Annotated in this window: 22 protein-coding genes and 3 pseudogenes; 5 read left to right on the top strand and 20 right to left on the bottom strand. The window is 59.7% G+C overall.

The window, feature by feature from the left end:
* Positions 1-9 precede the first annotated feature (9 nt).
* Genes traC through I2488_RS14235 form a run of 8 tightly spaced genes read right to left on the bottom strand, consistent with a single transcriptional unit; the run spans position 10 to position 7,614 of the window.
* A complete protein-coding gene (gene traC / locus I2488_RS14270) occupies positions 10-2,556 on the bottom strand; it encodes a type IV secretion system protein TraC (RefSeq protein ID WP_196276492.1) in 2,547 nt (848 codons plus the stop codon).
* Positions 2,556-3,365, bottom strand: coding sequence for a conjugal transfer protein TraV (locus tag I2488_RS14265; protein WP_196276491.1), 810 nt, complete (start codon positions 3,363-3,365; stop codon positions 2,556-2,558). Before I2488_RS14265 ends, traC begins: the two co-directional genes overlap by 1 nt.
* Positions 3,366-3,369: 4 nt before the next feature.
* Complete coding sequence (locus tag I2488_RS14260) at positions 3,370-4,284, bottom strand: DsbC family protein (RefSeq protein WP_196276490.1); 915 nt, start codon at positions 4,282-4,284, stop codon at positions 3,370-3,372.
* On the bottom strand, positions 4,281-5,621 hold the full coding sequence (locus I2488_RS14255; protein WP_196276489.1) for a TraB/TrbI/VirB10 family type IV secretion system protein: 1,341 nt from the start codon (positions 5,619-5,621) through the stop codon (positions 4,281-4,283). Before I2488_RS14255 ends, I2488_RS14260 begins: the two co-directional genes overlap by 4 nt.
* Complete coding sequence (locus I2488_RS14250; protein ID WP_196276488.1) at positions 5,614-6,372, bottom strand: type-F conjugative transfer system secretin TraK; 759 nt, start codon at positions 6,370-6,372, stop codon at positions 5,614-5,616. The genes I2488_RS14255 and I2488_RS14250 overlap by 8 nt, the downstream gene beginning before the upstream one ends.
* Positions 6,372-6,944 (bottom strand): type IV conjugative transfer system protein TraE, encoded by a 573-nt coding sequence (locus tag I2488_RS14245; protein WP_196276487.1) that lies wholly within the window; start codon positions 6,942-6,944, stop codon positions 6,372-6,374. Before I2488_RS14245 ends, I2488_RS14250 begins: the two co-directional genes overlap by 1 nt.
* A gap of 11 nt (positions 6,945-6,955) precedes the next feature.
* Entirely contained in the window at positions 6,956-7,243 is a 288-nt protein-coding gene (traL, locus tag I2488_RS14240) for a type IV conjugative transfer system protein TraL (RefSeq protein ID WP_196276486.1), read from the bottom strand.
* A gap of 26 nt (positions 7,244-7,269) precedes the next feature.
* Positions 7,270-7,614: a hypothetical protein gene (locus I2488_RS14235; RefSeq protein ID WP_196276485.1), complete on the bottom strand. Its 345-nt coding sequence runs from the start codon at positions 7,612-7,614 to the stop codon at positions 7,270-7,272.
* Between the two features lie 350 nt (positions 7,615-7,964).
* Here I2488_RS14235 and I2488_RS14230 point away from each other — a divergent pair, with 350 nt between their 5' ends.
* The 4 genes and pseudogenes from I2488_RS14230 to I2488_RS19625 all read left to right on the top strand — a co-directional run.
* Positions 7,965-8,426: a transcriptional regulator gene (locus I2488_RS14230; RefSeq protein WP_196276484.1), complete on the top strand. Its 462-nt coding sequence runs from the start codon at positions 7,965-7,967 to the stop codon at positions 8,424-8,426.
* A 45-nt stretch (positions 8,427-8,471) separates the two neighbouring features.
* A complete protein-coding gene (locus I2488_RS14225) occupies positions 8,472-8,699 on the top strand; it encodes an AlpA family transcriptional regulator (RefSeq protein WP_196276483.1) in 228 nt (75 codons plus the stop codon).
* A gap of 1,229 nt (positions 8,700-9,928) precedes the next feature.
* Positions 9,929-10,597, top strand: a complete 669-nt coding sequence (locus tag I2488_RS14220; protein ID WP_196276482.1) for a winged helix-turn-helix domain-containing protein — start codon at positions 9,929-9,931, stop codon at positions 10,595-10,597.
* 200 nt (positions 10,598-10,797) lie between these two features.
* Positions 10,798-11,136 (top strand): annotated as a pseudogene (locus tag I2488_RS19625) (integrase core domain-containing protein); the annotation flags it as partial.
* Between the two features lie 127 nt (positions 11,137-11,263).
* Here the strand turns inward: I2488_RS19625 and I2488_RS14210 are convergent.
* The 3 genes and pseudogenes from I2488_RS14210 to istA all read right to left on the bottom strand — a co-directional run bounded on the left by I2488_RS14210 (position 11,264) and on the right by istA (position 14,916).
* A pseudogene (locus I2488_RS14210) lies at positions 11,264-12,206 on the bottom strand (IS110 family RNA-guided transposase).
* 338 nt (positions 12,207-12,544) lie between these two features.
* Positions 12,545-13,414: an IS21-like element helper ATPase IstB gene (gene istB / locus I2488_RS14205; RefSeq protein WP_196276480.1), complete on the bottom strand. Its 870-nt coding sequence runs from the start codon at positions 13,412-13,414 to the stop codon at positions 12,545-12,547.
* Positions 13,411-14,916: an IS21 family transposase gene (gene istA, locus I2488_RS14200; protein ID WP_196276479.1), complete on the bottom strand. Its 1,506-nt coding sequence runs from the start codon at positions 14,914-14,916 to the stop codon at positions 13,411-13,413. Before istA ends, istB begins: the two co-directional genes overlap by 4 nt.
* 217 nt (positions 14,917-15,133) lie before the next feature.
* Here istA and I2488_RS14195 point away from each other — a divergent pair.
* A pseudogene (locus tag I2488_RS14195) lies at positions 15,134-15,987 on the top strand (transposase).
* 192 nt (positions 15,988-16,179) lie between these two features.
* Here the strand turns inward: I2488_RS14195 and I2488_RS19895 are convergent.
* The 9 genes from I2488_RS19895 to I2488_RS14150 form a co-directional block, all read right to left on the bottom strand.
* The gene (locus tag I2488_RS19895) at positions 16,180-17,241 is read right to left on the bottom strand and encodes an O-antigen ligase family protein (RefSeq protein WP_196276478.1); all 1,062 of its coding nucleotides are present in this window, start codon (positions 17,239-17,241) and stop codon (positions 16,180-16,182) included.
* 378 nt (positions 17,242-17,619) lie between these two features.
* Positions 17,620-18,006 carry a hypothetical protein gene (locus I2488_RS14185; RefSeq protein ID WP_196276477.1) on the bottom strand — a complete coding sequence of 129 codons (387 nt, stop codon included), beginning with the start codon at positions 18,004-18,006 and terminating at the stop codon, positions 17,620-17,622.
* 153 nt (positions 18,007-18,159) lie between these two features.
* Complete coding sequence (locus I2488_RS14180) at positions 18,160-19,386, bottom strand: glycosyltransferase family 4 protein (protein ID WP_196276476.1); 1,227 nt, start codon at positions 19,384-19,386, stop codon at positions 18,160-18,162.
* Complete coding sequence (gene wecB / locus I2488_RS14175) at positions 19,383-20,513, bottom strand: non-hydrolyzing UDP-N-acetylglucosamine 2-epimerase (protein WP_196276475.1); 1,131 nt, start codon at positions 20,511-20,513, stop codon at positions 19,383-19,385. Before wecB ends, I2488_RS14180 begins: the two co-directional genes overlap by 4 nt.
* Positions 20,510-21,622 carry a polysaccharide biosynthesis C-terminal domain-containing protein gene (locus tag I2488_RS14170; protein ID WP_196276474.1) on the bottom strand — a complete coding sequence of 371 codons (1,113 nt, stop codon included), beginning with the start codon at positions 21,620-21,622 and terminating at the stop codon, positions 20,510-20,512. The genes wecB and I2488_RS14170 overlap by 4 nt, the downstream gene beginning before the upstream one ends.
* A gap of 1 nt (position 21,623) precedes the next feature.
* A complete protein-coding gene (locus I2488_RS14165) occupies positions 21,624-22,691 on the bottom strand; it encodes a polysaccharide biosynthesis protein (RefSeq protein WP_281390081.1) in 1,068 nt (355 codons plus the stop codon).
* Positions 22,688-23,473 (bottom strand): HisA/HisF-related TIM barrel protein, encoded by a 786-nt coding sequence (locus I2488_RS14160; RefSeq protein WP_196276473.1) that lies wholly within the window; start codon positions 23,471-23,473, stop codon positions 22,688-22,690. Before I2488_RS14160 ends, I2488_RS14165 begins: the two co-directional genes overlap by 4 nt.
* On the bottom strand, positions 23,467-24,081 hold the full coding sequence (hisH, locus tag I2488_RS14155; RefSeq protein WP_196276472.1) for an imidazole glycerol phosphate synthase subunit HisH: 615 nt from the start codon (positions 24,079-24,081) through the stop codon (positions 23,467-23,469). The genes I2488_RS14160 and hisH overlap by 7 nt, the downstream gene beginning before the upstream one ends.
* Positions 24,078-25,241: an N-acetyl sugar amidotransferase gene (locus tag I2488_RS14150; RefSeq protein WP_196276471.1), complete on the bottom strand. Its 1,164-nt coding sequence runs from the start codon at positions 25,239-25,241 to the stop codon at positions 24,078-24,080. Before I2488_RS14150 ends, hisH begins: the two co-directional genes overlap by 4 nt.
* Positions 25,242-25,243: the final 2 nt, after the last annotated feature.

Here is a 25,243-nt window from a genome sequence, read left to right as displayed (position 1 = left end):
GTTTCTGGATCAGTTGCGGGCCGCGAACGCCACGCGCTCGATGGCCTCGGCGAGCGGCAGGCCGCGGGCGACCTCGGCATCGATGGCGGCAAAGGTCTGGGGCGAACTCGAGAAGAGCGTTGCCGAATAGTCATCGAGCACGAGCCGCCCGATCGCCTCGGTCTCCGGACCCTTGATGAACACCTCGGAATAGTCGCTCCCGGAGCGCTTGAGACTGCGGATCAGCGTCTCGGTGCGATCGTCCATGTCGAGGCGCTTGCTGGCCTTGAAATCGGCGATCGTCTCCGGCTTCTGCTGGAGGATCAGCATCCAGTCGCTGTTCTCGAGCGCCGCCGTTGCCCCGTCGGACTTGTAGTAGTCGTTGAGCGACTGGGTAGCGGTCGCCAGCGCGCCGCCATATTTGCGGCAGGTGCGGGCGTAGGTTTCGACGAATTCACCCATCGAACCGCCCTTGAGCATCGACCAGGCTTCATCGATCAGCAGAAGCTTGCGCAGTGACCTTGGGCTTCGCGTCATGGCCTGGCTGGTCATGAACATGATGGCTGAGAGCACGACGCTGCGCAGATCCTCCCGGCTCGCGAGGTCGGACATCTCGAAGACTGTGAAGTCCGCATCGAGGTCGAGGCTTGCCTGGCCTTCGAAGAAGGCGCCGTAAGTTCCGCCCGCCATGTAGGGGGCAAGCGCGGTTGCGATATCTGCCGCAGTGTCATGGCCGAGACTGGCCAGCATCTCGCCGACGGTCGTAACTGTGGCAGCCGCGCCGTGCTGCGCCCAGACGAGGTTGACCGCCCGGTCGATCAATCCGCGCTCAGTATCCGTCAGCTTCGCGCTGTGGCGAGCCATTTGCCCGACGATGGCCTTGATCATCCCGAAGCAGTCGAGACGGTAGTCCTCGTCTTCGGCGGCGCGGGTCCCATCGATCATCGAGAACGGGTTGAGGCAGAAGCCCGCTGCAATCGTGAACTCGACAAAGCGCCCGCCCTGCAGCTTGACCGAGTGCTCGAAGCTGCGGCCATCGTCGATCACGACAACCTGTGCGCCCGCACCGCGCAGCGCGGCGCACATCTCCTGGAGCAGCACCGACTTGCCCGATCCCGACTTGCCGCAGATCGCGACATTGTGGTTGCCGGCCTCGTTCTCGAACGGGGACCAGAAGAAGGGCTGGCCGCGCCGCCCGACGAACAGCAGGTGGGGGTGGGCGCTGCCGAGATACTCGCCCTGCATGGGCGCGATATTGGCAGCGGTCGTCGACAGCACGGTCTTGAACCGCTTCAGCCGTTCCATGTCGGCGCCAAGTCCGTCAGCCAGGGTGAGCGGCATCGCGGCGAGCAATCCCTGGATCTGGAGGTAGCGCTCGTCCGTAAGGTCCCAGCCCGCCGCCTTGTAGATCGATTTGATCGCGCGTTCGTGGCGGTCGCCCTGGCCAAGTGGCGAATAGGCCGTCACGCCGTAGAAGACCCGCACGAGCCGGCGGCCTTCCTGAAGCTCGGCCTGCACATGCTGCCACTCGGCGGCCTGTTCGCCGATCCGCGGCAGGAACCGGGCGCTGCGGGTCCCGGCGAGGCTGGTTGTCCGCATGAACTTGAACCCGGCCTTCGCCGAAGCCGCCTCCTGGTCCGGATAGACGAGACAGAGAATGGTGGCGGCCGGGCAGGGGAAGCGCAGCTTGTCGGTGAACAGGTCGCCGATCAGCCGCGCGCATTCCCACGGGGCCCAGCGCGATGGCATGTTGCGTACGGCAAAATGCCGGACATCGAAGGCATCGGGATAGACGGTCCCGATTTCGGGCACGCCGTCATTGACCTTGCCAGTGGGACGGAAACGCTCGGTCACGAGCCGCATGCGGTCTTCAGCCACCACCAGTTCGATGTCTTGGCGGATCGCCTGGGAGGCGATCGGATCGTTCGGGTTGTAGGGCACCGCATCGTCCTGCGGGGCGGTGGTGGGCGAAGTCAGATCATCGATGACAGCGATGAGCGCTTCCGGCCCGACTTCGACCACGCCGAGATTGAGCGACTTGAGCATCGCCATCAGGCCCTCGCGGGTCTGCTTGAGATCCTCATTGCTGACCGATTTGGACGTCGGCACCCCGACCGAGACGATGACCTGGTGATGCCGCGCATGGAAGGGCGCGTCAGGCGAGCCGGACTCCCAGACGAGCGAATAGAGCCGCCGCGCCCGGTGCCGGGCAATCGCCTCGTATACCCCGCCCTGAATGTACCGTGGGGCGAACCACGGGGCGATGATCCTGCTGATGCGCGGGCTTGCAAGGTGGAGCACCTGCAGGCAGGCGCCCGCTGGCAGGCCTTCCGAGAAGAACTGTCCCAGGATTTCGCCGGTGCGCTCGTCGGCTCCGATCAGCGGCGTAACCGAAAGGACAAAGCCCTTCGAGCGTGCGTTGAAGTACAGGCGGGTTGCCGGATCGTAGACCCGGTAGGGGAGCCAGTCGGAGAGCATGTCGACCATGAGCTGCGGGCGGGCCTTCTCGGCGTGCTCGGCATCACCTAGCAATCCGCTGAGCAGCCGATCGACGACGGTCTTGAGTTGTTCGGCCATCACTTGGGCTCCTTGGGCTGCGAGGTGCTGACGATTGGCTGTTCGCCGTTTCTGACTGCCGGGCGGATTGCAGCTTTCGCGGCTTCAATCGCCGCTGCGCTCGGGAACAGCGGAGCGCTCTGCCCTGCCTCAGGCCGAGGGGCTCGATCACGCGGGGGAGGCGACGTGTCGAACCCCTCGACCGCCGGTGCCTTGGCACCGGCAACGGCCTCGCGCGCCGTGGAGGGGAGGACCAGCGGCGAGGCATCTGAAATTTCGTTGAAGGGACTGGGGGCATCGGCGCCCGAGCTGCCGCCAGCCTGACCCGCGTCGTCGCGTGCAGACGAGAAGGGCGACGCCTCGTCAGCTACGTTCGGGTCTCCCTCCGCACCGTCCGGTGCAGGGGCTCTCTGAGCGGCTTTCAGCTGCCGACGGACCTGGCGCATCAGGGATCCGCCCTGGTCCTCGCCCACCTTGCGGCGCAGCTCGGTCGCCCAGCGCGGATTTTCGACGATGGTCCAGGCGACCGCTTCGTCATGCAGCGTTCCAGCTTCATCGACATGAGCCGGGAAGACGACGCGCAAGGTGCGTTCCGCTGTGCGGCTGGTATCGGCATCCACGACGCCTGACCGCTGCCGCGCGTCAGCATGGAGCAGCGCGCCATTCGAAAGATTGTCCGTCGCCTTGGCATCGATGACGTGAGCCGGTGCGCAGTCGCCCTTCGGCGCGCGGCAGGTGAAATCGCCCTCGACGTTGGTGCCGAACGTGGCGCAGCCACTGGCAAGACCGGCCAGACAGGCGCAGGCAAGGAGACGTGTCGTAAAACGCATGGGTCTATCCTTTGGGAGCAGGGGTGGGGGCCATGGAGGGGCCAGCGCGCAGGAAGTCCCGGAGCACAGCTGCAGGCCGGAAGCCTTCAAGAACGGCGCCATCGGCGGGGCGGACGACTACAGGGGTGCCGCCAAATCCGTGCGCCCGCGCGAAGGCCTCGTTGGCATCGAGACCGCTCGTGTCGCAGGGTTTGGGATTGGCGAGCGCGAGACCCGAATAGGCCATATGCAGCGCCAGCTCAGGCCGCGGCGAGCACAGAACCCGTTCGGCATCGCGCCGGCTTTCCGCCCCGAAGATCGAGATCGGCCGCTCTTCGACCCGCGCTCCGATCGCCTTCAATTCTGCCTCGAGCTTCTTGCAATAGCCGCAGTGGAAGTCCGAAAAGACGACGACACGCGGACCGTTGGCAGGACCCCAGGTGATCGCGCCTTTGGCGGGAAGATTGCCGAGCGGGACATGGCGCGGCGGGGTGTTCCGGGCTGAAGCTGCGGCTGCGCTCGGGCCGCCTTCTGCTTGTGTTTCAGGATTGCTGCGCCGCGCTGCCCCCGCTGCCAACAAGTCCGGATTGAGGGCAAGCAACCGGGCAGCCGTCAGATCCTGACGGGCTTCCATGTCGTAGACCCGGCCGATCACCAGATACTTTGCGGCCCGGTCGACGTAAAAGAGCGTCGATTTGGACGCGACCTCGCACAGGCCGCCAAGGCCCTTGCAGTTGATCGCGTCGATCGGCGTCTTGGGCAGGCGCAGCTTGAGCGCCTCTCGAACTTTCGCCGTGTCCGGAACGGCAGCAGGGGCAGCAAGGCTTGCCACACCCCATCCCGTCGCGGCCGAGACGGCGATGATCGCCGCCAGTCCGGCGCTGGTACGCAACCAGCGGCGCCGGCGATTGTCCCTCTCTTGGGATGAATTCTCGATCATTGGGAGTTCCTCACGTAGACGCCGTCGAGGAACACGATCTCGACCTCGATGCCGGTCGGCATCTCGACGACGGGTTGGTACTGTTCGGCGCGCTCGATCAGGTATTTGGCTGTAGTGTCGGCAGCGTCGGCGGCACCCTGGCCAAGCCCGCCACCGAGAATGTCGCTGCCTGAGAACTTGGAGCGACTGCCGTCGGAGTTGGCCGTGACGCCGGAAAAGACGCTGCCCGCATTGGCCGAGAAGCCACGCCCGAAGCCGCCGACGATCCCGGCCAGCAGGGCCTGGCTGATGAGGCTGCCTTCGCGGCTGACGACGCGGCCGCGGACCCCGGACTTGCCAGCGAAGCTGATGAAGCCTTTGACCTCGCTCACTGCGACCCTGCCGCCAGGCTGATCGCAGGTCATGCGGGCGAGCTTCACATAGACCTTCTCGCTGCTGAGATCCCCACGTGCCGCGCCGTTGACAACGCAGCCCTGGATCCGGGTGGTCAGAACCTTTCCGTTCTGCATGACCGAACGAGCAGGGCCGGTAATCCGAAGCACCACAGGCAGCGGATCGGTCTGGCTGGCGACGCCTGCCGAGGCATCGACGCCGACGATTACGCGTGCCGACGCGTAGGAGTTGGGCGGCAGATAATCGGGCGAATCCTCGACAACGACCGGTGGCGCATCGGGCCGGCCCACACGGAGGCCATTGGTCGCTGCCTTGTCGGAGCTGAAGCTCATCAGCTTCACCTCGCCAGGCGAAGGGATCATGCCGCCCTGCGGATCGCCTGCTGCGGCGCCGGTACTGGTTTGAGATGAATGGGCCCGTGCATCATACCCGCCTGCCTGCGGCCCATAAGCCGGTGGCGGTACAGCCGGCGCCGGTGATGCAGGCTGCGCGGCAAGCCGGGTCTTGAGCTCGGCGTTCTCTGCCGAGATAGCATCGATCGCAGCCTGTCCATCGGCACGCATGGCCTGGTTCTCGGCTTTGAGAGCCGCCAGCTGCGCTTCGATCTCGCTTCGCGGGATGCTGCCGTCTTTCAGCGCCTTCTGTTCGCGCGTGACTGCATCAAGCCGGTTGCCATAGGTCGCGACGAACTCGCGCTCGGACAGATCGCGGTTGACGAGACCTGCCGTGTCGATCGTCTGCGCCGCATCGGGATCACCGGTCTTGGCCTTGTCGTCGCCGCCAAGGATGAACCAGCTTCCGCCGATGAGGGCGAGTGCTCCAAGCGACCCCAGCAGCAGCTTCTGACGACGCGCGGTGCGGGCGTTGAGCCCGGAAAGTTCGGACGATGCCGCGCTCTCGGCCTGCAAAGGGGCAGTGCCTGGCGTATGGGTTGCATCAGTCATGGCCGGTCTCCCCGCTTGCGCCGACAACAAAGGCCGTGGTGCTGGCCCCGGGTTCGAGCTTTAGCTCGGCGATCGAGACGGCGAGCGTGTCGCGCGGTGCGAGATCGCGTTCGGCGAGCGTCACGCTCTTCGATCCGCGATTGTGGATGCGGACGACTTTGCCGGTGAGGCTGGCGCCGCGATAATCGGCGATCAATTGGAGTTCGAGATCGCCAACGCGCGCAGGGCTAGCGGTAGTCTGGCGGACCTCGAAGCCATCGACCGACCGGTCATTGGCCATCGCCTGGATGAGCCTGACGGCGCTTGTCTCGAGCGGGGTCTGGCTTTCCCAGTCAGCGGCTTTGGTTTTCGCGATTCCCGGGTTGGTCACAAAGATCTGCGCTGCCGGGATCTGCTCGACCCGGCACGCAACCTTGTAGACGAAACCCCTCTTGGTGGTGGCGAAGAAGCTGATGGCCCGCGCCGCGTAGGTTTCGGGCACGGACACGTAGATGTCGCCGCGCACCGGCTCGTTCGTCACGGCAAAGTCGTTGTACGGAGTACCTGTCGAGATTTTCGAGACGCTGGCGAACTGGTCGTCGACCAAGGCGAAGCGGGTGAGCTCGCGCGCTGAAATGCTGCATTCGATCGCGGCGCCATCCGCGGCCTGTTTGAACTGGTCGGCCGCATGAGCGGGGGTAGTTGCTACGGCGAGCAGCGCCGCCGCGCTCAGAAGTAGGACCCGTGCGTGGGCCGCTGGTCGGTAAGCCATCACTGGGCCTCCTTGGATTTGTCCTGTGGGGGGAGCTGGGCAAAGCCAGCCAGCGCCAGGCGCAGGCCGCGGTAAGTCCAGCTGAAGCGGAAGCGGCGTTCGTCACTGGCAATCACCTGCGCGCCGACGAAGGTATTGAGCGTGCCGGTCACATCCGAGGTCAGGCCCTTGGGGTCGACGGTCATCGACTGGATCACGAACGCCTGGGTGACGTCCGAGCCCCGCTGCTCTTCGACGATCCGGACAAGCTCGGCCTTGAGTCGGCCATAGCCTGCAGGATCAGCGAGCTTCAGGATCTCGTTCATCCAGTAATCGAGGCCTTCCGGACTGCGATTGAGAAGAACAAGAGCCGCATCGCGGGTGACGAGCTCGAGATAATCGGCCTCGACCCCGGCACTGCTCACGGTGAGCGCTTTGGGAACGGTCGGAACCAGCACCACTTCGCGGTCGCGGGTGGCGGCAAGGCTTGCCGTGACGACCAGTGCTAGGCCAAGGCCGGCGCTGGTGAGCGCAAAGAGGTTCCGCTGGCGCAGCAGCGATTGCTGCCGTTCGTGGGATATGTCGGAAAACATGGAAGTGCCTCTCAACCGGCGAGTAGTCGGCAGTGGGAAGGCGGCGTTGCCTTGAGGCCCAGAAATCCTGCAGGCAGATACCAGTATGCGGCGTGGGCTACCCAGGAGCTGGCGCGTCCTGCTTTTGCCTTTCGCAATGCGAACCAGGCGCCGAAGGCGACGATGATGCCGATAAAGATATGCTGGGTGAGGATCCCCCAGGTGAAGGGGACCAGCATTCCCGCGAACTCGTCGATGGTCCAGAAGCCGATAAGCTCCGGGTCATTGAGCCGCCGGGGAATGATGTATGGGTCTGACATGGCAACGCCGCCTTCCGCTGCCGCGCTCAGATGACCGCGGTGATCACCGAAGTGACGATCGGGACGCCCGTGCCGACGCCGATGCCGACGCCCACCGGTACGGCGACCTGACCGAGCGAAAAGCGGCCGGATGCCAAACCGATCAGGCCGCTGGCGAGGCTGAGGACCGTGATGATTTTGCCGCCCGAGCCCTGCAGGAAGTTGGTGAACTTGGTGAGGGCAGGGGTGAAGGTTGCATCGGTACCGGCGTAGGCCGCGCTAGCTGCAAGCGCCGCGATTGCGACCGGGATGGCAATGTTGAGGGCACTGCCGAGTATCTTTGGGCCGAGACCCTTGACGCTGGCGCGCCGGGGGAGGGTGAGAGACTGCATGTGAAGCTCCGATTGGAGGGTGGTCACAGCGTTCTTGCGTTCGCTGTGTGTGTTCCACATGCATCTAGGAAACGGTCGTAGGAAAGTTTTCAGCGGCAATACCTTCTGGAGGTGGAAGGATGCGGACGCATCTTTTCCAGCCCAGCGCATGAAATCGACGATAAGGACGTAAAGTCAGTCTTTTGTGCCGGTAAGAACCCTCACCGCAGCCGGGATTCGGCGACGACTCGGCTAGAGGAACTGATTCGCTGCTAAACGAGATGTTCCATTTATGTTCTTTTTATTTTCCTACGTAGGATGCTTCGCGATATGTCTGCGATTCGCACAAGTGCAAGAGAAAGGAGACTACAATGCACCTCCCAACTACCGTCGCCAGGAAGGCCAATGACAGTCTGGCTCATGTCCTTGCCCATGCAATTGAAGTCGCTGGCAAGCCCCGCCACAGAATTGCCACTGAAAGCGGCATGCACCGCGAGACCCTGCTTCGCGTCGCGCGCGGAGAACGATCTATCGGGCTTGATGAAGCAGCGCGTGTGCTCGCTGCTTGTGGCGCGCCCCCTCGCGCGACCATGATTCTCGCTCTCGCCGGGCACGAGGACCTCGCATGCGAGTGGATGCATGGCGAGATGGGGGAGTTTCTCGAGGAATTTTTCACAAGTCTTCCAATCCATCTGCATCGGACCCTGGGGCGGCGGGTTGAAGACCTGCGGCCAAGGTGGGCTAGCGGCACCTCGCAGCTCGTTGCGAGGATGCTTGCCAAGCACATCGATGATTTTGTGGGTAGCGACATTGCGATGTCGCTGTCCCGGTAAGTCCTTGAGTTCGGAGGGGACCGAACCTTGCAAAAGAGACAGGAAATGAGCGAACCAAATCAAACAGATGTTGTTAGAGCTGCTGCTCCTCCGGCGAGGCTGCTTCGCTTGCCAGAAGTCATGGTGCGTGTTGGCTTGCGGCGATCCGCGATTTACCAGCGGATGAGTGACGGACGATTTCCCAAGTCGCGGTCGCTTGGTCCCAAATGCGCAGTCTGGGTTGAGGCCGAGATTGATGAGTGGATCCGCGCTGTATCGCAAACGCCAGACTGATCGCGTGAGTGGCCGCTAGATTCCGAACGCCCTTTATCCTGGATTTTGAGGAGCAGACGGGGGCGATGGGGAAGGCTTTTCCCAGCGTTGAGTGTAAGCGTGACGCGGTGGCCCAGATTATCCGGCGAGGGTATCCGGCCGCGGAGGTTTCGCATCGGCGGGGCGTAGCCGGAACTCGCTCTGTTCCTTGAAGCGGCGGTTGGCGATGCTGTCGCCAAAGATGGCGTTACCATTCGTGTAAGCCATATACTCGTCTTAACAGTTCCGCATTGAGCTAAGCATGCGTCGTTGCGCCTGGCCGAATGAACGATCCTACCGCCACTCACGGATGTCAGCAGGCATTTCGATCCGCGCCGGCGCGAATTCTCAGCCCGGTTTAAGGCATATGCAGTGCCGCTGCGCTTCCTGACGCGCTGTAAATCCGACAAGAACATACCGGTACATGCTTTGCCACATATTTCAACGTCTGACGGAACTTTCCCGTGGGTTACTGCGGAAAATAGAAGATAGCATCTTCTCGTCCCTACTTCGGGAAGGGTAACAAATCGGACTGTATGGGATCACCTCGGATGGGGCGCAAGCCCTTCAAATTCAGGCGGCTGCTCACAAACAGTGAGACGGCCGCGCCGCCCCTCCGGAGTGTAAAAAACTGACGAGGCAACACTGCAGACGCAGGCCGCAATAGCCTGGCACGGCGTGACAAATCGCCCGACACCGCGGCTGGTCCCACAGTGCTACCTCGACTTTGCAATCCCACAATCGCTTGGGATGTGCAAGCACTCAAGCAAAAAAGGTTCTATTAAGACCCTTCTCTGACAAAGTCTGTCCGGCAGTATTGCTTGACAGTGCGGCACGGACCGAGGTCTCGGCGCATCCTGCTCTTCGAATCCGACTTGCCTTCCATTGCATAATCCAACAGTCCACCGCTCTAATCCTAAATGCAATGGGCGGCTCTCCAGAGGGAAAATTGGCACGTCATTCGGTCCGAACGCGCAGTGCGCTAACTCGGGACGCGCGGAAGGCTGAATTCAGGAGCGATAGTAGACTCTGAATGCAAGCAGAGTTGCGACACGGCGAATTGTCGAAGCTGCATGGCTGATCTCTGATTCACCCTGATCTGAAAGGGGAGTCCGCAGGTGGTGTCGCTGGTCGATCAAGGGGACGTCGATGCAACGTTGGGGCATGCCGCCCGTCGTTGGAGTGAAAGCCAATTTGGTGCTCCATTGAACTTGGACGAACTGCATGTTCGCATTGTGGGATTGGGGAATGAGGGGTATGCGGAACGGCTTGACTGGCTCTTGAGCTGGCTCTCAACCACGGACATCTACCGGTATCGGTATGGCGACTGGTCCTATCTCCTTCAGTCATCGAGGCTAACTGATATCTACATTCTCCACGGCGAAGACCTCACGCGGATGGTACGCCTCGTAAGGGAAATCCGATCGGTGCTTCCAAGCAAAGCGATCATCTGTCTCTACTGTACTGGGGGAGGAGGCGAGCGGGCAGCTCTGCTGATGGCCGGGGCGGACGATGTCATTACTCGACAGTGTGCCAAGAAGGAAGCTGCAGCTCGAGTGAGAGCTCACACAAGGCGGATGCAGATACGAAAGGCCGTTTCACTCAAACATGAGCGAGCTTGCGGCCCATCGCACGCCGACGCGCTTTCTGCGATTAAGCTGACATATCGTGAAACCCTCATGTTGCAGGCACTCATAAGCCACTCTCCTGTGGGCATCAGCTATGACGACTTGCTAGATGTGGTCGGTGGGGGCAGGGGCGTAGCGAAAATGAACGCCTTGCGTGTTGCAGTCTCCATCCTCCGAAAGAAAGTGGCGCGGCTCCTCGACATCAGGAGCCGGTCCGGGTTTGGATATTTCATAGAAAAGAAAACTGTATAGATAGATAATCTCTAAGGATACGAGCATTAAATGTTCGTCCCAATTGATCCATATTAATTTTATGATTCTGCATAAATACATAATGTATATTTGTGGTTTATGTTATTTTAATTTCTTATTTTGAGTTACATGGGGGTCGGCCTACATGGACGTGCTCCACTGATTTCCCCAAAGCACGGTAGAGTCCGACCCGTCGGTAGCGCGGGCAGATGCAGAACATTGTTGCTGACTTGACCTGCAAGTGTACGCGGGTCGTACCGGGGGCCTCGATCTCAAGGCGCAGTCTCGTGCGGCAACTGACCGACCTGCTTGCCGAACGTGGCAAGCGCGGTATGATCGTCAGCGATAATGGCACGTGACTCACTTCCAAGGCCGCGCTGGCTTGGTGTCGGAAGGCTTAGGTGGCATGGTTACATTGCGCCGGGTAAGTCGATGCAGAACGGTTTTTTGGAGAGCTTCCATGACCGCATGCGCGACGAACTGCTTGACGAGACCCCATTCTCCTCAGCATGGACCATGCCCGCGTCCAGATCGCGGCGTGAGTGGACGACTACAACACGAGTGACCGCACTAAGCCATTGGCTGCGAGACCCCGCAGCCTTCCCCACCGAGTTGCCCAAGTAATGGCCCCCTCCGCTACGCTACGCACTAGAGTATCCGTGATGATCAAGCCGGATATTGCGACCAGCAGCGATCTGCCTTGAGCAGAGCGTTTGCAGTGACGACGAGCTTACGCATGACGGCGGTGATGGCGATTTTGGCGGGCTTTCCAGCGTCGATGAGCTTCTGATACTTGGCCTTGAGATCAGGGTTGAACCGGGCGGCAACAAGGGCCGGCATGTAGAGCGCATGGTGGACGTTTGGCGCGTCCGCCGCGAATGAAGCTCTTGCCTTTCCACTGGCCGGACTGCCGCGCGACGGGGGCGAGGCCGGCGAGGGATGCGGCCTGCTTGTTATCGAGGCTGCCGAGTTCGGGCATGGTGGCGATGAGTTGGTTGGCGGTCAGCGTTCCCACGCCAGCGATTCTGGTCAGGATGCGGTGCCGGCGGGCAAGTGCGGCATCGGTGGCGATCAGGTTGGCGATCTCGGCGTCGAGGGCTTCGATATGCCGATCGATCTGTTCAAGCCGCTGCCGGCACTGGCGCTTAAGGAAGGCGATGGTGAGGTTTTTCTCGCGGTTCTTGAGCGCAGTGCGATCGCGTACCAGACCGTCGCGTGCATTGATGAGTTCGGCCATCTGTGCCTGCTGCGCAGACCGTGCTGGCCTGATCGGCGGTTGCAGGGTTGCAGCCATGCGGGCCAGTAGCAAGGCGTCGATACGATTGGCCTTGGCCCGGGTGCCGGTCGCCTGGGCGAAGCGCCGAGCACGTTCCGGGTTGAGCTTTACGCACGGCCAGTCGGCCAAGGCTGCCTCCAGCGCCCGATGGTAGGTCGCTGTTGCCTCAGAGGCAATCCGTTCGACCGGCCATTGTCGCAATCAGGCAATCGACGCCTTGTGACCCTTGGCGGTGTTGGCGAACTGGCGCTCGGCGCCGGCGGGGTGGGCGTGGCAATCAAGGCTCGCTTTGGAGATGTCGATGCCGATCGTCTGTGATAGATTGTCGCTCATCTTCTCCGCTATCCCATGCTTGTCATCCGGGGCAAAAACCCCGGTATCCGTTCGGGCCTGATGGAAAAGAAAGGGGCGATCCTACTCTAGCCCGGTCCCTGAACGACCGGCGGTTTCGCGATCCGTCCCCTTCCGCCCGGGCCGGGGTGGCCACCCCGGCCCGGGCAATCCAGCATGACCCAAATGGACGAGAATGTCATAAGACAAGCGGTTTCCACACGACCTGACTCGGTGAGGATACACTTTTCGGCTGCGTTGTGATTCAGATTGTAGCGCGACAAACTGGATGAGGATTGCGCGTCAATCAGGATGAGAATGTGATTGTCGCGGCGCGTCGATCAGTGCCCGTTTTGATTGTCGCTGGCAAGTTCGTCGTTCTCATCCTGATTGTCGCGGATGGTCTCGATGACCTTTGGTGTGGTGTAAGCAGCGGGGCGTCCGGCGCCGGTGCGCCTGGCCTGTGCGGTACGCCGCCGGTAACTTTCGACGTTCATCTCGAAGATGTTGGCGTGGTGCACGAGCCTGTCGACGGCGGCGAGCGTCATGGCAGGATCCGGGAAGACCCTGTTCCATTCGCCGAAGGGCTGGTTGGCAGTGATCAGCAATGACCGTCGCTCGTATCGGGCGCTGATCAGCTCGAAGAGCACCGACGTCTCGGCCTGATCGCGCGAGACGTAGGCGAAGTCGTCGAGGATGAGCAGATGGTACTTGTCGAGCTTGGTCATCGCGGATTCGAGTGCGAGTTCGCGCCGAGCGACCTGCAGGCGCTGCACGAGGTCGGAAGTTCGGGTAAACAGAACCCTCAAACCCCGTTCGACCATCGCCAAGCCGATTGCCGCGGCAAGATGGCTTTTGCCGCCGCCGGGCGGGCCGAACAGGATGAGATTGGCGCCTTGTTCGAGCCAGCCATCGCCAGCGCACATGGCCATGACCTGCGCTTTTGAGATCATCGGCACGGCATCGAAGGCGAAGCAGTCGAGGGTCTTGCCTGCGGGTAGATGGGCCTCTGCCAGATGGCGTTCGATCCGGCGGCGATCCCGTTCGGCGAGTTCGTGCTCAGCGAGCGCGGCGAGGAACCTGCTGGCAGGCCACCCTTCCTTGTCTGCCTGGGCGGCAAAGTCCCCCCAGATGTGCTTGATGGTGGGCAAGCGCAGTTCGTTGAGCATCAGGCTCAGGCGCTGTGCATCGATCATGGGAGCGGCGTTCATGCGGCTTCTCCCTGTTCGATCAGTCCATCGTAGATCGAGAGCGGCACCAGTTCGACCACGACTTCGGGTAGGTCGGCAGGATCGGGACTGAACCGGGCGCGCAAGGTTGTCAGGCACGGTGTTCGGCGCGCGGCCAGGTCCTCGGTCAGGAGCCCGGCGAGTTCGGCTTCGCATGCGCGTTCGTGGGCCATGGCCAGAAGTTCTACGGTGGTACGGCAGGCCTCCCGTTCACCCTGAACCTCCAGCAAGTGGTCGAACATCAGGCGATAGGCATCCCGCGGGAACAGGCTGTCGCGATAGACCAGCCCCAGCAGCGCCATGGGCTTGCGACGCAGGGAATGGATCACGTGGCGGTAATCGACAACATGGCCGTGCTTCCCGTTCATGCCGGCACGGCCACGCGACAGGGTCATGAGCCTCGTGCCGCCGATAAAGACGTCGAGACGATCATCATACAGGCGGACCCGCAAACGGTGCCCGATCAGGCGGGATGGGACCGTGTAGAACACCTTGCGCAGCGTGAAGCCGCCCGAGGACGTGACCGTCACGAGGATCTCCTCGTAGTCGGTGGTACGCACATCCGGCAGCGGTTGCAGGAACTTGCGTTCGGCATCGATCCCGGGGCCGTGCCGCCGGTTGCGCGCATTTACGACCTCGTCGATGAAACGGCGATAGTCGGCAAGGTCGGCGAAGTCGGCGCTACCGCGCAGCAGCAGCGCATCCTTCACGGCAGCCTTGATGTGGCCATGGGCACTCTCGATCGCGCCGTTCTCATGGGCAATGCCGCGGTTGTTCCTCGTGGGCTCCATTCCGTAATGGGCACAAAGCGCATCATAGCGCTTGGTCAGGTCGATCCTGGTATCCGCGTCCAGATTGCGGAAAGCGGCCGAGAGGCTGTCGGTGCGATGAAGCTTCGGCGCGCCGCCTGCGGACCAGAGCGCGTTCTGTAGCCCTTCGGCCAAGGCAACGAAACTCTCGCCGCCCAGGATGATGTGCCCATGCTCGAAGCCGCCACAAGGAAGCCGGAAGTGATAAAGCAGGTGGTCCAGAGGCTGTCCGGCGATCGAAACCGCCAGATCGTCCATGCACGTAAAGTCGGACAGGCCGAGCCGTCCCGCTTCGTGCACTTGCCGGAAAATGACTTCGCGATCCTGCCCGTTCATGGCGCGCCAGTCGCGAATGCGCCTCTCCAGGGTTCGCCGGGAACCGAACACCGTCTCGGGGTATCGGCGTCGCAGTTCCTCGAAGATCGCGATAGGTCGGAGGCCGGGAGCAGCCTCAAGCATCGGCACGACCACTTCATCGAAGATACCGGCAAGGGGGTCGGGTCGGCGCCGGCTGCGCGGTGCTTGCCGCTGTGATGGCAACCGGGCGTCCTGCAAAACCCGATAGCCCGTTGCCGGGCTGAACCCGGCCTTAGCCGCCGCCAGAGCGACGGGGTCATTACGTCTGTTGGTCATGAAAAGTCTCACCTGATGATCGTTGATGTGTCGGCCAGCCACACGTCAGGTCCTCCTCCCCGGAAAACCCAACACATAGCGGCCACCACGACCATCACAGGCACCTCGCAAAGAGGGCCTCCGGTGTGTCGGGACCGGCTACGGGCTACGCCCTCCGCCGATCCCGACACACCGGATTCTCATCTTGATTGTCGCGCTTTCTCACCCTGATCGTCGCGCGACATTCAGATTTCCTGCTGGTGGCAGGAGGCCAGCGAGGATGGCACGAACGCTTTCACATGATCTTCGTGACAGGGTGGTCGCAGCGATTGATGTGGGCCTGAGTTGCCGTGCGGCGGCGGCCCGCGTCGGGATCAGCGGGTCGAGCGCGATCCGTTGACGGCGACGCGCGCTCGATCATGGTCGGGCTGTAGTCAAGCCGCGCGGCGGTGATCGGCATTCGGGCAAGATCGAGGCACATTGCCGATTTATCCAGGGACTGATCGCTGAACATGGAGACATGGACTTGCTCGAGGTACAGGCGCGGCAGATTTGGCGCGGCGCCTCCGTTGGGATCGGCACGCTGCATCGGCCCTTTGTTCGTCACGGATCACGCGCAAGAAAAAAGACCGGGCGCGCGATCGAGCGGGACCCTCCCGACGTCCAGGCGCTAGCCGGCACTGGTTCTACGCCCCGATCGACATCGAACGCGATCGCTTCGTGTTCATCAATGCGACCGGGACCGCCACCAACATGACGCGCGGCCATGACCGCTGTGCCGGGGTGAGCTTTTGCGGATTGGCTTCCCGCACGGCCGCCGCAAGACTACCACGCCGGGCCCGGGTCTGCGCATGACCGGTATGGTCGCGCCGATGATGATCCGGTGACTGGTTCGAAGCCTATGTGGCGCAAGTCCTGGTGCCCGAACTGCAGTACAGCGACATTGTCATCATGGACAACGTCTCTAGCGACAATCCCTTCGAGAAGGCCTTCTCACGGCTCAAGGTCATGCTCCGCAAGGTGAGCGAGCGAAAGGTCGACGGTTTGCGGGATATGATCGGGAGGCTCGTAGACATCTTCCAGCCCGCCGAATGCGCCAATCACCTCAAATCATACGACTATGAACCGAAATGAATGAAAAGCGCTCAAGAGCTCCGCTCGACAAGCACTGCTTACGCTGCGCTCACGCGCAACAAAACGGTCTGGATCTTATCCAAGCCGGGGAAAAGCTGGCGGTCACGTCACCGTGAAGTGATACCTCCAGCACGTCGGTGATTGGATGAACGTTGGTTCGCCATCGTCCAACCGAAAACCGGCCTGCATTGATCATTTGCGCACAGACCCTGCAGCCCCATTATCGAGCGGCTGATTGTACTCGAGATCTCTGGAACCTGAAGGTGCGCCAAGAATCCAAACGGCTATGACCGACAACGCTTGGAAAATTGGCGTTCGCATTGGATAGTCGACTAGACTGGCAACGCACACCAAGAGCAGGAACACGGCCGCCAAGCGAATTGGCCCGGCGTTAGCTGCATCTATTCCGCGTCGCGATGTTCCGAAAGCGCGGAACAATATCCAGCCCAGTGTTGAAGTGAGCAGTGCTCCAGAGATCATGCCCCCCTCGACTAAGCTCTCGAGCAAATCATTGTGTGCGTGGTTTACGTAGGAAGGACCCAGTGTAGCGAGTGGCTCGCTCACTCGGTACACTGATGCATAGCTTCCCACACCAGCCCCTATCGGCCAGTATTTCCCGATTAGGGTTGTGGTGGTGGGCAGTACGGCCCATCTGAGATCCTGGTCGGCATCGAGCGAAATCAGGCGTACAATTGATTCCGCCCTTGGCAAATGCCGAACCGCAGTCCACGAGAACAGAAGGAAGACCACTGTTCCCGCGCAGAAGCATGCCCTGGCTAGTGCAGACACCCGTTGGCGACTTTCGCGGATCGCGATGAGAACAGCCAAAATCGCACCACCACAGCACAGGAAGAGCCCGAAGCGCGAACCCGTTATGGCTGAGAGAGCCAGGATAGACAGAGCGGCACTCGCTACAGTCACAAAACGCAGGATCGAACGGCTGGGACCTTGCAAAAACCTTGCACCCAGCCATCCTAGGAAAGGTAGCAAGCAGGCCTGCAGCAAGGCTTGGTGATTACGGTTGGCAAACAGGCCAATGGCACTAAGCTCGGACACTGTGTCAAATTGCGAATGGATGATGAGACCAGACGCCTGAAGAGCAGCGAGGATGCAACTAACACAGCCCAAAACAACTATCGTAAACACAACATCGGGGATGCGTCGGAAGGAGACAGTCTGACATGCGCTTATTGTGGCAACGGGTATAGATAAGGCCAGAAGAGCATTGAACGTGGCCAACGGCGCCAAACTCATCGGTCTCCAGATATCCCGGAACTCCGCAAGAGGCGGGACAAGAGATTGCCGCCCTGGCAGGGTCAGCCAAACCTTCGGCGGAAGTGGAATGATTTGGAGAAAGGTCCAGAGAGCGAGCCCCGCCAAAGTCCGACTGATCCAAATTGGAAAACAACTGGCTTTATCGCGTCGCCGCCAAGCCAAGACGGAGCACAAAGTCACGGCAATTAAGCGGAGTACGTGCTGCGCGGGCTCATCGCCCCGAGAGGCGCCACCAAGCGCAAAAACAACACAAAGCCAAGCTACCAGAACGAAGCTTTCGCTGGTACGGAGACGGCGGAAGAGGGGAAGGGCCTGCATTCTCTAGGAAATCATACAGGCCCCAACGCACCAATACGATTACGCGCTGACGGGATCTTCGGAAGCGGTAGCGGCCTTCGCGATGCCGGCTGCTACAGCAATTGCGGCAACAATACCCACAACGAGTCCAGTAACCCCAGCGCCCGCACCAGCAGCACCTGCAGCGCCCGCAGCGCCAGAACCAACGGCCCCGCCACCCCCTGCCGATTGACCGACCAGCATCAGATTGGCAGCAGATGGTGAGCCATCCAGCGCGAAATCAGGAATGAGAGCCAGGCTGGCCTGGTCTGTTGGCAACTCGAACACTGCAGTCGCGTCCGAGAAGGTCAATGGCACATTGTCAGAAACCACTTCTGCCGAAAGAGGCGAACTGGCAACCAACGCAACGATCGATGCCAGACAAACGATCTTGCCAACTCTGTTCATGGTAGCACACTCCAAAAGCTATGCCTGATTCGAGCACTCTATGCAAAGTCACCTTAGGTCTTGGGCGGTCCAGTAGCAAGTGAAAATACCAAAGCGGCATGGGAGTGCTACAAAGCGGCGTTGATACTGCTGAACACTCGAATTCTCACTCGGTCAGCGTCGCCTTTGGCTTCGTTCGGTCATTTCCATTAGTATCGCGTGGAAGTGCATGACTCCGCGCCTGAAGGACAGCTCCCGGTCGTAATACCTGCGCCCCCGACGACCCATGTCTGAACGTTCCTCCGGCGATGCAGTCGCAAGCTCCCGTAGAGCCTGGGCAATCGAGGCTACATTTCCAGGTGTTGCTAAAACTCCTGCGCCTGCTTCCATAACAATATCCGCAGCGTCTCCGGACACGCCCATGACAATGGGACGACCGGCAGCTAGATAAGCCTGCGTTTTCGATGGAATGGTAATTTCGAAAAGTTCGTCAGGAAGCAAATGCACAAGGAGGACGTCAGCTTCTGCGAGAAAGGACGGAATGCTCGCTGAAGGAACCTGGGGGTGAAACTTAATGTTTGCAATCGCGTTGGCTGCTACATAGTCCTTGAGTCCCTCGCACTCGATCCCTCCACCGACAAGCAAAAGCTCGACGATGGGCTTTTCGAGGTTCGCGACCTTCACTGCGTCCAGGACAGACCTCAGTCCTTGGGCGCGGCCCATGTTACCTGCAAAAACGACCTTCACGGGGCCATCATGGGGTTGGGGCGGCGTGGGGGCAAGGCAATCGAGTTCTGCTGGTGCCCAGTTGGGTATGAGTTCGAGGCGATGAGCTGGTATGCCTCGGGCATGTAGCGTCCGCCGGAAGCCACGCGACAAGACTGCGATGCGGGTCATCCTCCGGTATGTCCAGAGCGACACCCAGCCAACGAGACCGATAAGCCGGTCGCTCCGGATCATTCCAGTCGCATGAAGCGTGTCAGGCCACAGGTCCTGTATGTCATAGCATACAGGGGCACGACGAAGCCACCCGACGAACGCGGCCGCAATGCCGACAGTCAATGGCGGATGATATGCATATATGGCGTCTGGTCGCGGTGCAAGAAGTCCCGCAATGACTGCAGCAAACATGAAGCTCAGGTAATTCGCGATCCGTCCTATTTTGCTAGAATCATGGCTGGGGAAAAGGGGAACTCTCCAGACCACGACATCTCCGCAGGTCTCACGTTGCAGGAGGCGGATCCGAAATCCGTCATAAATCTTTCCGCCTGGATAATTGGGAAAACCAGTTATCACGTGGACCTTGTGCCCCAGTCCTTGGAGGGCTTGGGCAAAGGCTGCACCTTTGAGTGTCGGCTCGGGGTCGAACCATTGGGTCATGACAAGAATGCGCAACTTCAAGTGCCTTCCTGCCAGACCTTGCGTCTGATGTAGTCGGTATAACTAATGATTACCTTTACAACAACCTCGGAAACCGTCCTTGGCGCATAGTCCGGAACAGGCGCCGGCCGTAGATTGCGGCTGTCGGCGAGTTCCAGCACTGTTAGGGCCTGCATGACCCTAGCCACGTTTATACCGGTCATCATGACAACGCCATGTTCCATCGCCTCGGGGCGCTCATGTGCCTCGCGAATGTTGATCGCCGGGAAACCCAGGATGGAAGATTCCTCGCTGATCGTCCCGCTGTCCGAGAGTACGGCTCGCGAATGCATCTGTAGATAGATATAATCGTGAAATCCCAAGGGCTTCAGCAACCTCACGCCTTCATGAAACACGTGTCCCGTGGCATTTATCCTGTTGCGGGTCCGCGGATGCGTCGACACGATTACCGGGAGCCCGAACCTGTCAGCCAGCGCGTCCAGCAGGGTGGTAAGGCGATTAAATGAAGCAACCGGCTCGATGTTCTCCTCGCGATGCGCGCTGACAACAAAGTACTGGCCGGATGACAGACCGAGCCGATCGAGAATGTCGGACTGCTCCGCCGCTTGGCGATTGTGTTCAAGCACTTCGCGCATAGGACTTCCCGTAACCACAATGCGATCTGCCGGCCTGCCCTCAGCAAGCAGGTATTCACGGGCGATGGCGGTGTAAGGCAGATTGAGATCAGCGACGTGATCCACAATGCGCCGGTTCATTTCCTCGGGAACGCGCTCATCGAAGCATCGATTTCCCGCCTCCATATGGAATATCGGAATATGTCGACGCTTCGCAGCCAGGACCGAAAGGCAACTGTTTGTATCTCCGAGCACCAGCAAGGCATCGGGTCGCTCATTCGCCAGCACCATATCGACCGACGAGATAATCTTTCCAACGGCTTCTGCGGCGCTTCCGCCGCCGCAACCAAGGAAATGGTCCGGTCGCCGAATGCCCAGATCAGAAAAGAACACATCATTCAGCTCGAAGTCGTAGTTCTGGCCAGTGTGGACCAAGATATGATCCGTTGCAGCATCCAACGCGGGGATCACCCGCGATAGGCGGATGATTTCCGGTCGTGTTCCCACAACCGTCATGACGCGAAGCTTTCTCATGCAATTTTTGCCGGAACAGTATCTGGCCGATCCCTGTCGAACACTTCGCTCGCCCAGAGCATGACAAGCAATTGCGAATCGCCGATATTGGTAATGTCGTGCGACCAACCGGGAATTGTGTCCACTACTGCAGGCGAGTCTCCGTAAGTCGTGAAATCCAGCTGCTCTCCGGTAACGATGTTTCGAAACCTGAAACGGGCTTGTCCTTGCAAAACAAGAAACTTCTCGCTCTTGGTATGGTGATAATGTCCGCCCCGCGTGACTCCAGGACCGGCGGTAAAATAGGAAAACTGACCTGCAGACGGAGTCTTGAGCATTTCTACAAAAACACCCCTTTTGTCTTCGTGCAGGGGCAGAGTTCTGACGAAATCATCATGTGGCAGATAGCTTAGGAAAGTTGCATACAGCTCTCTATAGGGTGATACTCCCACATTTTCTGTAGTCATGCGGTCTCGGCCGTCTCTGAACGCCGTAAGGACATTCGCCAATTCCCCTACAGACATTCGATAACAGGGAAGTTCGCCGATGGCGGTTTCCCTTCCACCGGAGGCCTGGTCGATGAAGCAGGAAATCCCAGCGCACACGTCGTCAATGTATGCTAGATCGACAGCGGCAGAAGCATCATGGCAATCGACAGGCAGCTCGCGAGCGAGGTTATGGCAGAATGTCGCCACGACTGAGTTGTAGTTTGGTTTGCACCACTTGCCGAACACGTTCGGGAGCCGCTCTATGTGCAGAGTGACCTTCGCGTGGCGTGCCACCGAAAGAAGCATCCTCTCGGCCTCCTGCTTGCTCGCCGCATAGTCGGAGCCGTTGCCGACCTGTCGTGATGATGCAAAGTAGACCGCAACTGGTGAAACTCGCGTCGCAAGTGCGTCGCAAAGCGCCCGGGTCAGGTTCACCGTGTCCCGTTGGAAATCTTGGCCGTGCTCAATCCGATTGGCGCCGGCCAAATGAACGATCACGTCAGCTTGGCGCGCCAACTGAACAAGATCATCCACATTGTGTTGCCGTCCGAATTTCAGAACATTCTTTATGCCGCGCTCGGCGAGATGCACGAGCAGGTTCTTGCCGATGAATCCATCAGATCCCGTCACCAGAACCTGCATCTCACGCCGTCTCCATTTCCGAGCCGTTCAAAAGCCTGCGGACGCTGGGCAGTCCCCATAGGAGTTGCACAACCTCGCTGCGCGTCAGCCTTTGCGTGTTGTGCGAGGTGTAATCGCCACTTCCGCTTATCGCGACTTCTCCCCGATCCACAAACTTCTCGTAGTTCAGGTCGCGTGTATCGGGTGGGACGCGATAGTAGCCACCCTGGTCATGCGCCGAAACGAACTCCTCGCGGCTGAGCAGTGTTTCGAACAGCTTCTCGCCGTGCCGTGTTCCAATGATTTCGATAGGATGATCTGGCCGGCCCATTAGCTCAAGGACCGCATGTGCGACATCTCCAACGGTCGCAGCCGGAGCCTTCTGGACGTAAAGATCGCCACTATGGCCGTGCTCGAACGCGTAGAGCACGAGCTCAACCGCGTCATCCAGCGACATCATGAAGCGGGTCATTGCCGGATCCGTAATCGTCAGCGGAACCCCTGAACTGACTTGCCGGATGAAGTGCGGTATCACCGAACCACGTGAAGCCATCACATTACCATACCGCGTGGCGCAAATGACCGGTCCGTCATCCGCCATGCTGCGCGCCTTTGCGACCGCAACTTTCTCCATCAGCGCCTTGCTAATGCCCATTGCGTTGATCGGGTAGACCGCCTTGTCCGTGCTCAGGCAAACAACGCGCCTGACTTTGTACTTTTCCGCTGCCTCGAGGACGTTTTCCGTTCCCAGAACATTCGTCTTGACGGCTTCAAGCGGATAAAATTCACAAGATGGGACCTGTTTCAACGCTGCGGCGTGAAAAACATAATCCACTCCAGCCATCGCTGAGGCAATGCTTCGTGGATCACGAACATCGCCTATGTAGAATTTCAGCCTGCTGTTCATATGCAGGCGGCGCATGTCGTCCTGCTTCTTCTCGTCTCTGCTGAAGATGCGTATTTCGCGAAAGGGCCATTCGGCAAGATGAGCAAGGAGTGTGCTGCCGAACGAGCCTGTTCCGCCGGTTATCAGCAATGTCGCATTCTCGAACATGGCCACGCGTTCGAGCAGATGAACCGTATTCTTCAATTCTCAGGCTCCGCCATAACACGATGAGCGAGCGCATCGCGTATATCCTGCGTAGGATAGTTGATTAGAACCGCGCTCAAGGCACCCTTGTACACGAACAGGCTGCCCGCAGCAGCACCTATAGTACTGCTTATGCGGAACAGATTCTCAATGTCGGAGATAGAACCAGCACCACCAAGCATTGTCAAGGGACAATGAAGAACATCAGACGCCTGTGTGGCAAAGGCCAAGTCGTACCCTTCACATAATCCGTCCCTGTGAACGAAATTGAAGAGGATTTCTCCAGCGCCCCGCTTTTCCATCACCCGCGCCATCGTCAACGGATTTCGTCCGGTAAATCGCGTGCCTTGCTCGGCTAGAATCTCGTACCCACCGTCGCGCGCTACGCCGACGTCGATGATCACGCAGACGCTCTGGGCGCCGAAGCGCTCGGAAATCCTGCTCACCAGCAAATGATCGGACAGTGCCGCAGCACCGATTGCAACCTTTTCGACGCCATTCTCGATGAGCTTGCGTGCATCATCCAGTTCGGTGATGCCCCCTCCGTAACACACGGGCATCCGGCACTGGGCCGCAAGTCGTGAGATGAGGGCCAAATCTGGTCTGGTACCCCTGCGGGTAGCATCAATGTCCAAGATAACGATTTCGTCGGCTTCGAGGTCATTAAAGATCCGAACTGTGTTCAGGGGATCACCCAGATAACGCCGATTGCTGAATTTCCTCGTCTTGAAGAGTTCGCCGTTGGCCATCAGCAGGGTTGGGATGATCCGCGGCCTCAGCATCCTGCTTCTCGCGCAAATGACAGAAGCAGGCCTTCGCCGGAGCGATGGCTCTTCTCGGGGTGAAACTGTACCCCCCAGATCGTTCCTTTGCGCACCATGCTGGGAAACTCGATGCCATAGGAAGTCTTCGCTACGATCTCGTTCCGCGCAATTCCATCAAGGTGAAAGGAATGCAGGAAATAGAAGCGTTGCCGATTTTTGGCGCCTATCAAAGGGTCGAGTTGCATGACCTGCAACTCGTTCCAGCCCATGTGCGGCAGCCGTAACGCAGCGTCGCCACTGTCAAGACGCCTCGCACGGCCTTCCAGCCATCCAAGTCCAGGTTCAATGCCCTCGTCGCTGCCTTGAGACAGCATGTGCATGCCAATGCAAATCCCAAGCAGTGGACGCTTCTCCTCAAGCACCAGTCTCTCAAGCTCTGAGCGAAGGCCACTGGCGTTGAGACGTTGCATTGCATGATCAAAAGCGCCGACCCCTGGCAGCACGAGACCCGCAGCATCGCGAAGCTCCTCGGGGCAAGTGGCCCTTTCGGCCTGGACACCCCTGGAATGCAACACGTTCAGAAGAGCCTTAACGTTGCCAACTCCATAATCGAGCACACGGATCATCTGAGCAGCCTCCTCTCAAGGCCCACTCGCCTGAGCAAATTCCATCCTGCCGAGATCAACATGTGCTTGTTACGGAAGCTTCTGACCGTTCCGTTTGGTCCCGAAAAAAGCTGCCTAAGGTCGTTCTCTGCAATTCCAAGTTTAGCGGCGATAAAAGAGAACTCACCAGCCATAGTCTGTTCGTCCAATTCAGGGGATTCGAGGCGTTTCACTGCGTCCTCCCTTGTCATCTCACCGGTCATTATCAGACTGGAGAAATGCGCCTTGCGCTTGTCATAACCGAACTTCTCGCGAAGCCAGTAATCCTCGAAGAACCTCGTAAAGCGAGATTCGTGATGCTTGTGTAAAAACGGTTGCCAACCCAGATTTTCTGCCAGTTCTTGCTCCGCCTGCAACTTGGAGTATGGAATGAAATTGAGGATATCGACGCGACGTATACGATAGATGTAGTGGTACAGAATCCTGTATTCTAATACATCGGCGATCGGAAACGTTCTTAGCTTGCGATGGCCAAACTTTCGATGGATGTCCCGCACCAGTCCCCGATCAATGCCTGGGTATGCGCCCCACTCTTCGGGTTCGCGGCAGCACTCCGTCAAGAAATTCGTCCCCGTAACCACAAAGTTTATATCGTTGCGCCGGGCATACCTGTAGAGTGAGGAGAAGAAGGCAACGTCTTGCGGCATGTCAAGATCAGGTACTTGAGCCTTGAAAAAAGCGAGCTGCAGATCCTGCATTTCGGACCAGTTGATGACATCAGTAACCAGATCCAGGCCGAGGCCGTCGACAAGTGAAGCAATATTCCTCACGGCATGGGCGGTGTTCCAGCCGGCGTCCACATGGTACAGGAGGGGTCTGAGGCCGAGTTTTTTTACGGCTACATATGCTGCATAGGAGCTGTCCAAACCGCCGCTGACCCCTATCACGCAATCGTAACGGGCTCTTTGGCCGACCTTTTTTATCTTTCTTACAAGCTCGGGCAGCTGGCGCGCGGGATCACCACCGTGCTGCCAGTTAGGCGCGATGGTCGTGTCGAAATGCTGGCAGTATTCGCACAGACCAGTCTCATCGAACGAGATATGGGTGTCACTCGTGTCCATTACGCAGCGGCGACACACTTGATAGCTGCGACCGCTTCCTCGAACGGCAGTAGTAGTCATAG

The sequence above is a fragment of the Novosphingobium jiangmenense genome, from assembly GCF_015694345.1.
Classification (GTDB): domain Bacteria; phylum Pseudomonadota; class Alphaproteobacteria; order Sphingomonadales; family Sphingomonadaceae; genus Novosphingobium; species Novosphingobium jiangmenense.
Note: the sequence above shows the minus strand (reverse complement) of the source record. Positions and strands in the feature narration are given on the sequence as shown.

Coding starts and splice junctions, on each gene's coding strand:
- traC (WP_196276492.1), bottom strand. CDS start 2,556: ATGGCCGAACAACTCAAGACCGTCGTCGATCGGCTGCTCAGCGGATTG.
- I2488_RS14265 (WP_196276491.1), bottom strand. CDS start 3,365: ATGCGTTTTACGACACGTCTCCTTGCCTGCGCCTGTCTGGCCGGTCTT.
- I2488_RS14260 (WP_196276490.1), bottom strand. CDS start 4,284: ATGATCGAGAATTCATCCCAAGAGAGGGACAATCGCCGGCGCCGCTGG.
- I2488_RS14255 (WP_196276489.1), bottom strand. CDS start 5,621: ATGACTGATGCAACCCATACGCCAGGCACTGCCCCTTTGCAGGCCGAG.
- I2488_RS14250 (WP_196276488.1), bottom strand. CDS start 6,372: ATGGCTTACCGACCAGCGGCCCACGCACGGGTCCTACTTCTGAGCGCG.
- I2488_RS14245 (WP_196276487.1), bottom strand. CDS start 6,944: ATGTTTTCCGACATATCCCACGAACGGCAGCAATCGCTGCTGCGCCAG.
- traL (WP_196276486.1), bottom strand. CDS start 7,243: ATGTCAGACCCATACATCATTCCCCGGCGGCTCAATGACCCGGAGCTT.
- I2488_RS14235 (WP_196276485.1), bottom strand. CDS start 7,614: ATGCAGTCTCTCACCCTCCCCCGGCGCGCCAGCGTCAAGGGTCTCGGC.
- I2488_RS14230 (WP_196276484.1), top strand. CDS start 7,965: ATGCACCTCCCAACTACCGTCGCCAGGAAGGCCAATGACAGTCTGGCT.
- I2488_RS14225 (WP_196276483.1), top strand. CDS start 8,472: ATGAGCGAACCAAATCAAACAGATGTTGTTAGAGCTGCTGCTCCTCCG.
- istB (WP_196276480.1), bottom strand. CDS start 13,414: ATGAACGCCGCTCCCATGATCGATGCACAGCGCCTGAGCCTGATGCTC.
- I2488_RS19895 (WP_196276478.1), bottom strand. CDS start 17,241: ATGAGTTTGGCGCCGTTGGCCACGTTCAATGCTCTTCTGGCCTTATCT.
- I2488_RS14185 (WP_196276477.1), bottom strand. CDS start 18,006: ATGAACAGAGTTGGCAAGATCGTTTGTCTGGCATCGATCGTTGCGTTG.
- wecB (WP_196276475.1), bottom strand. CDS start 20,513: ATGAGAAAGCTTCGCGTCATGACGGTTGTGGGAACACGACCGGAAATC.
- I2488_RS14170 (WP_196276474.1), bottom strand. CDS start 21,622: ATGCAGGTTCTGGTGACGGGATCTGATGGATTCATCGGCAAGAACCTG.
- I2488_RS14160 (WP_196276473.1), bottom strand. CDS start 23,473: ATGCTGAGGCCGCGGATCATCCCAACCCTGCTGATGGCCAACGGCGAA.
- hisH (WP_196276472.1), bottom strand. CDS start 24,081: ATGATCCGTGTGCTCGATTATGGAGTTGGCAACGTTAAGGCTCTTCTG.
- I2488_RS14150 (WP_196276471.1), bottom strand. CDS start 25,241: ATGACTACTACTGCCGTTCGAGGAAGCGGTCGCAGCTATCAAGTGTGT.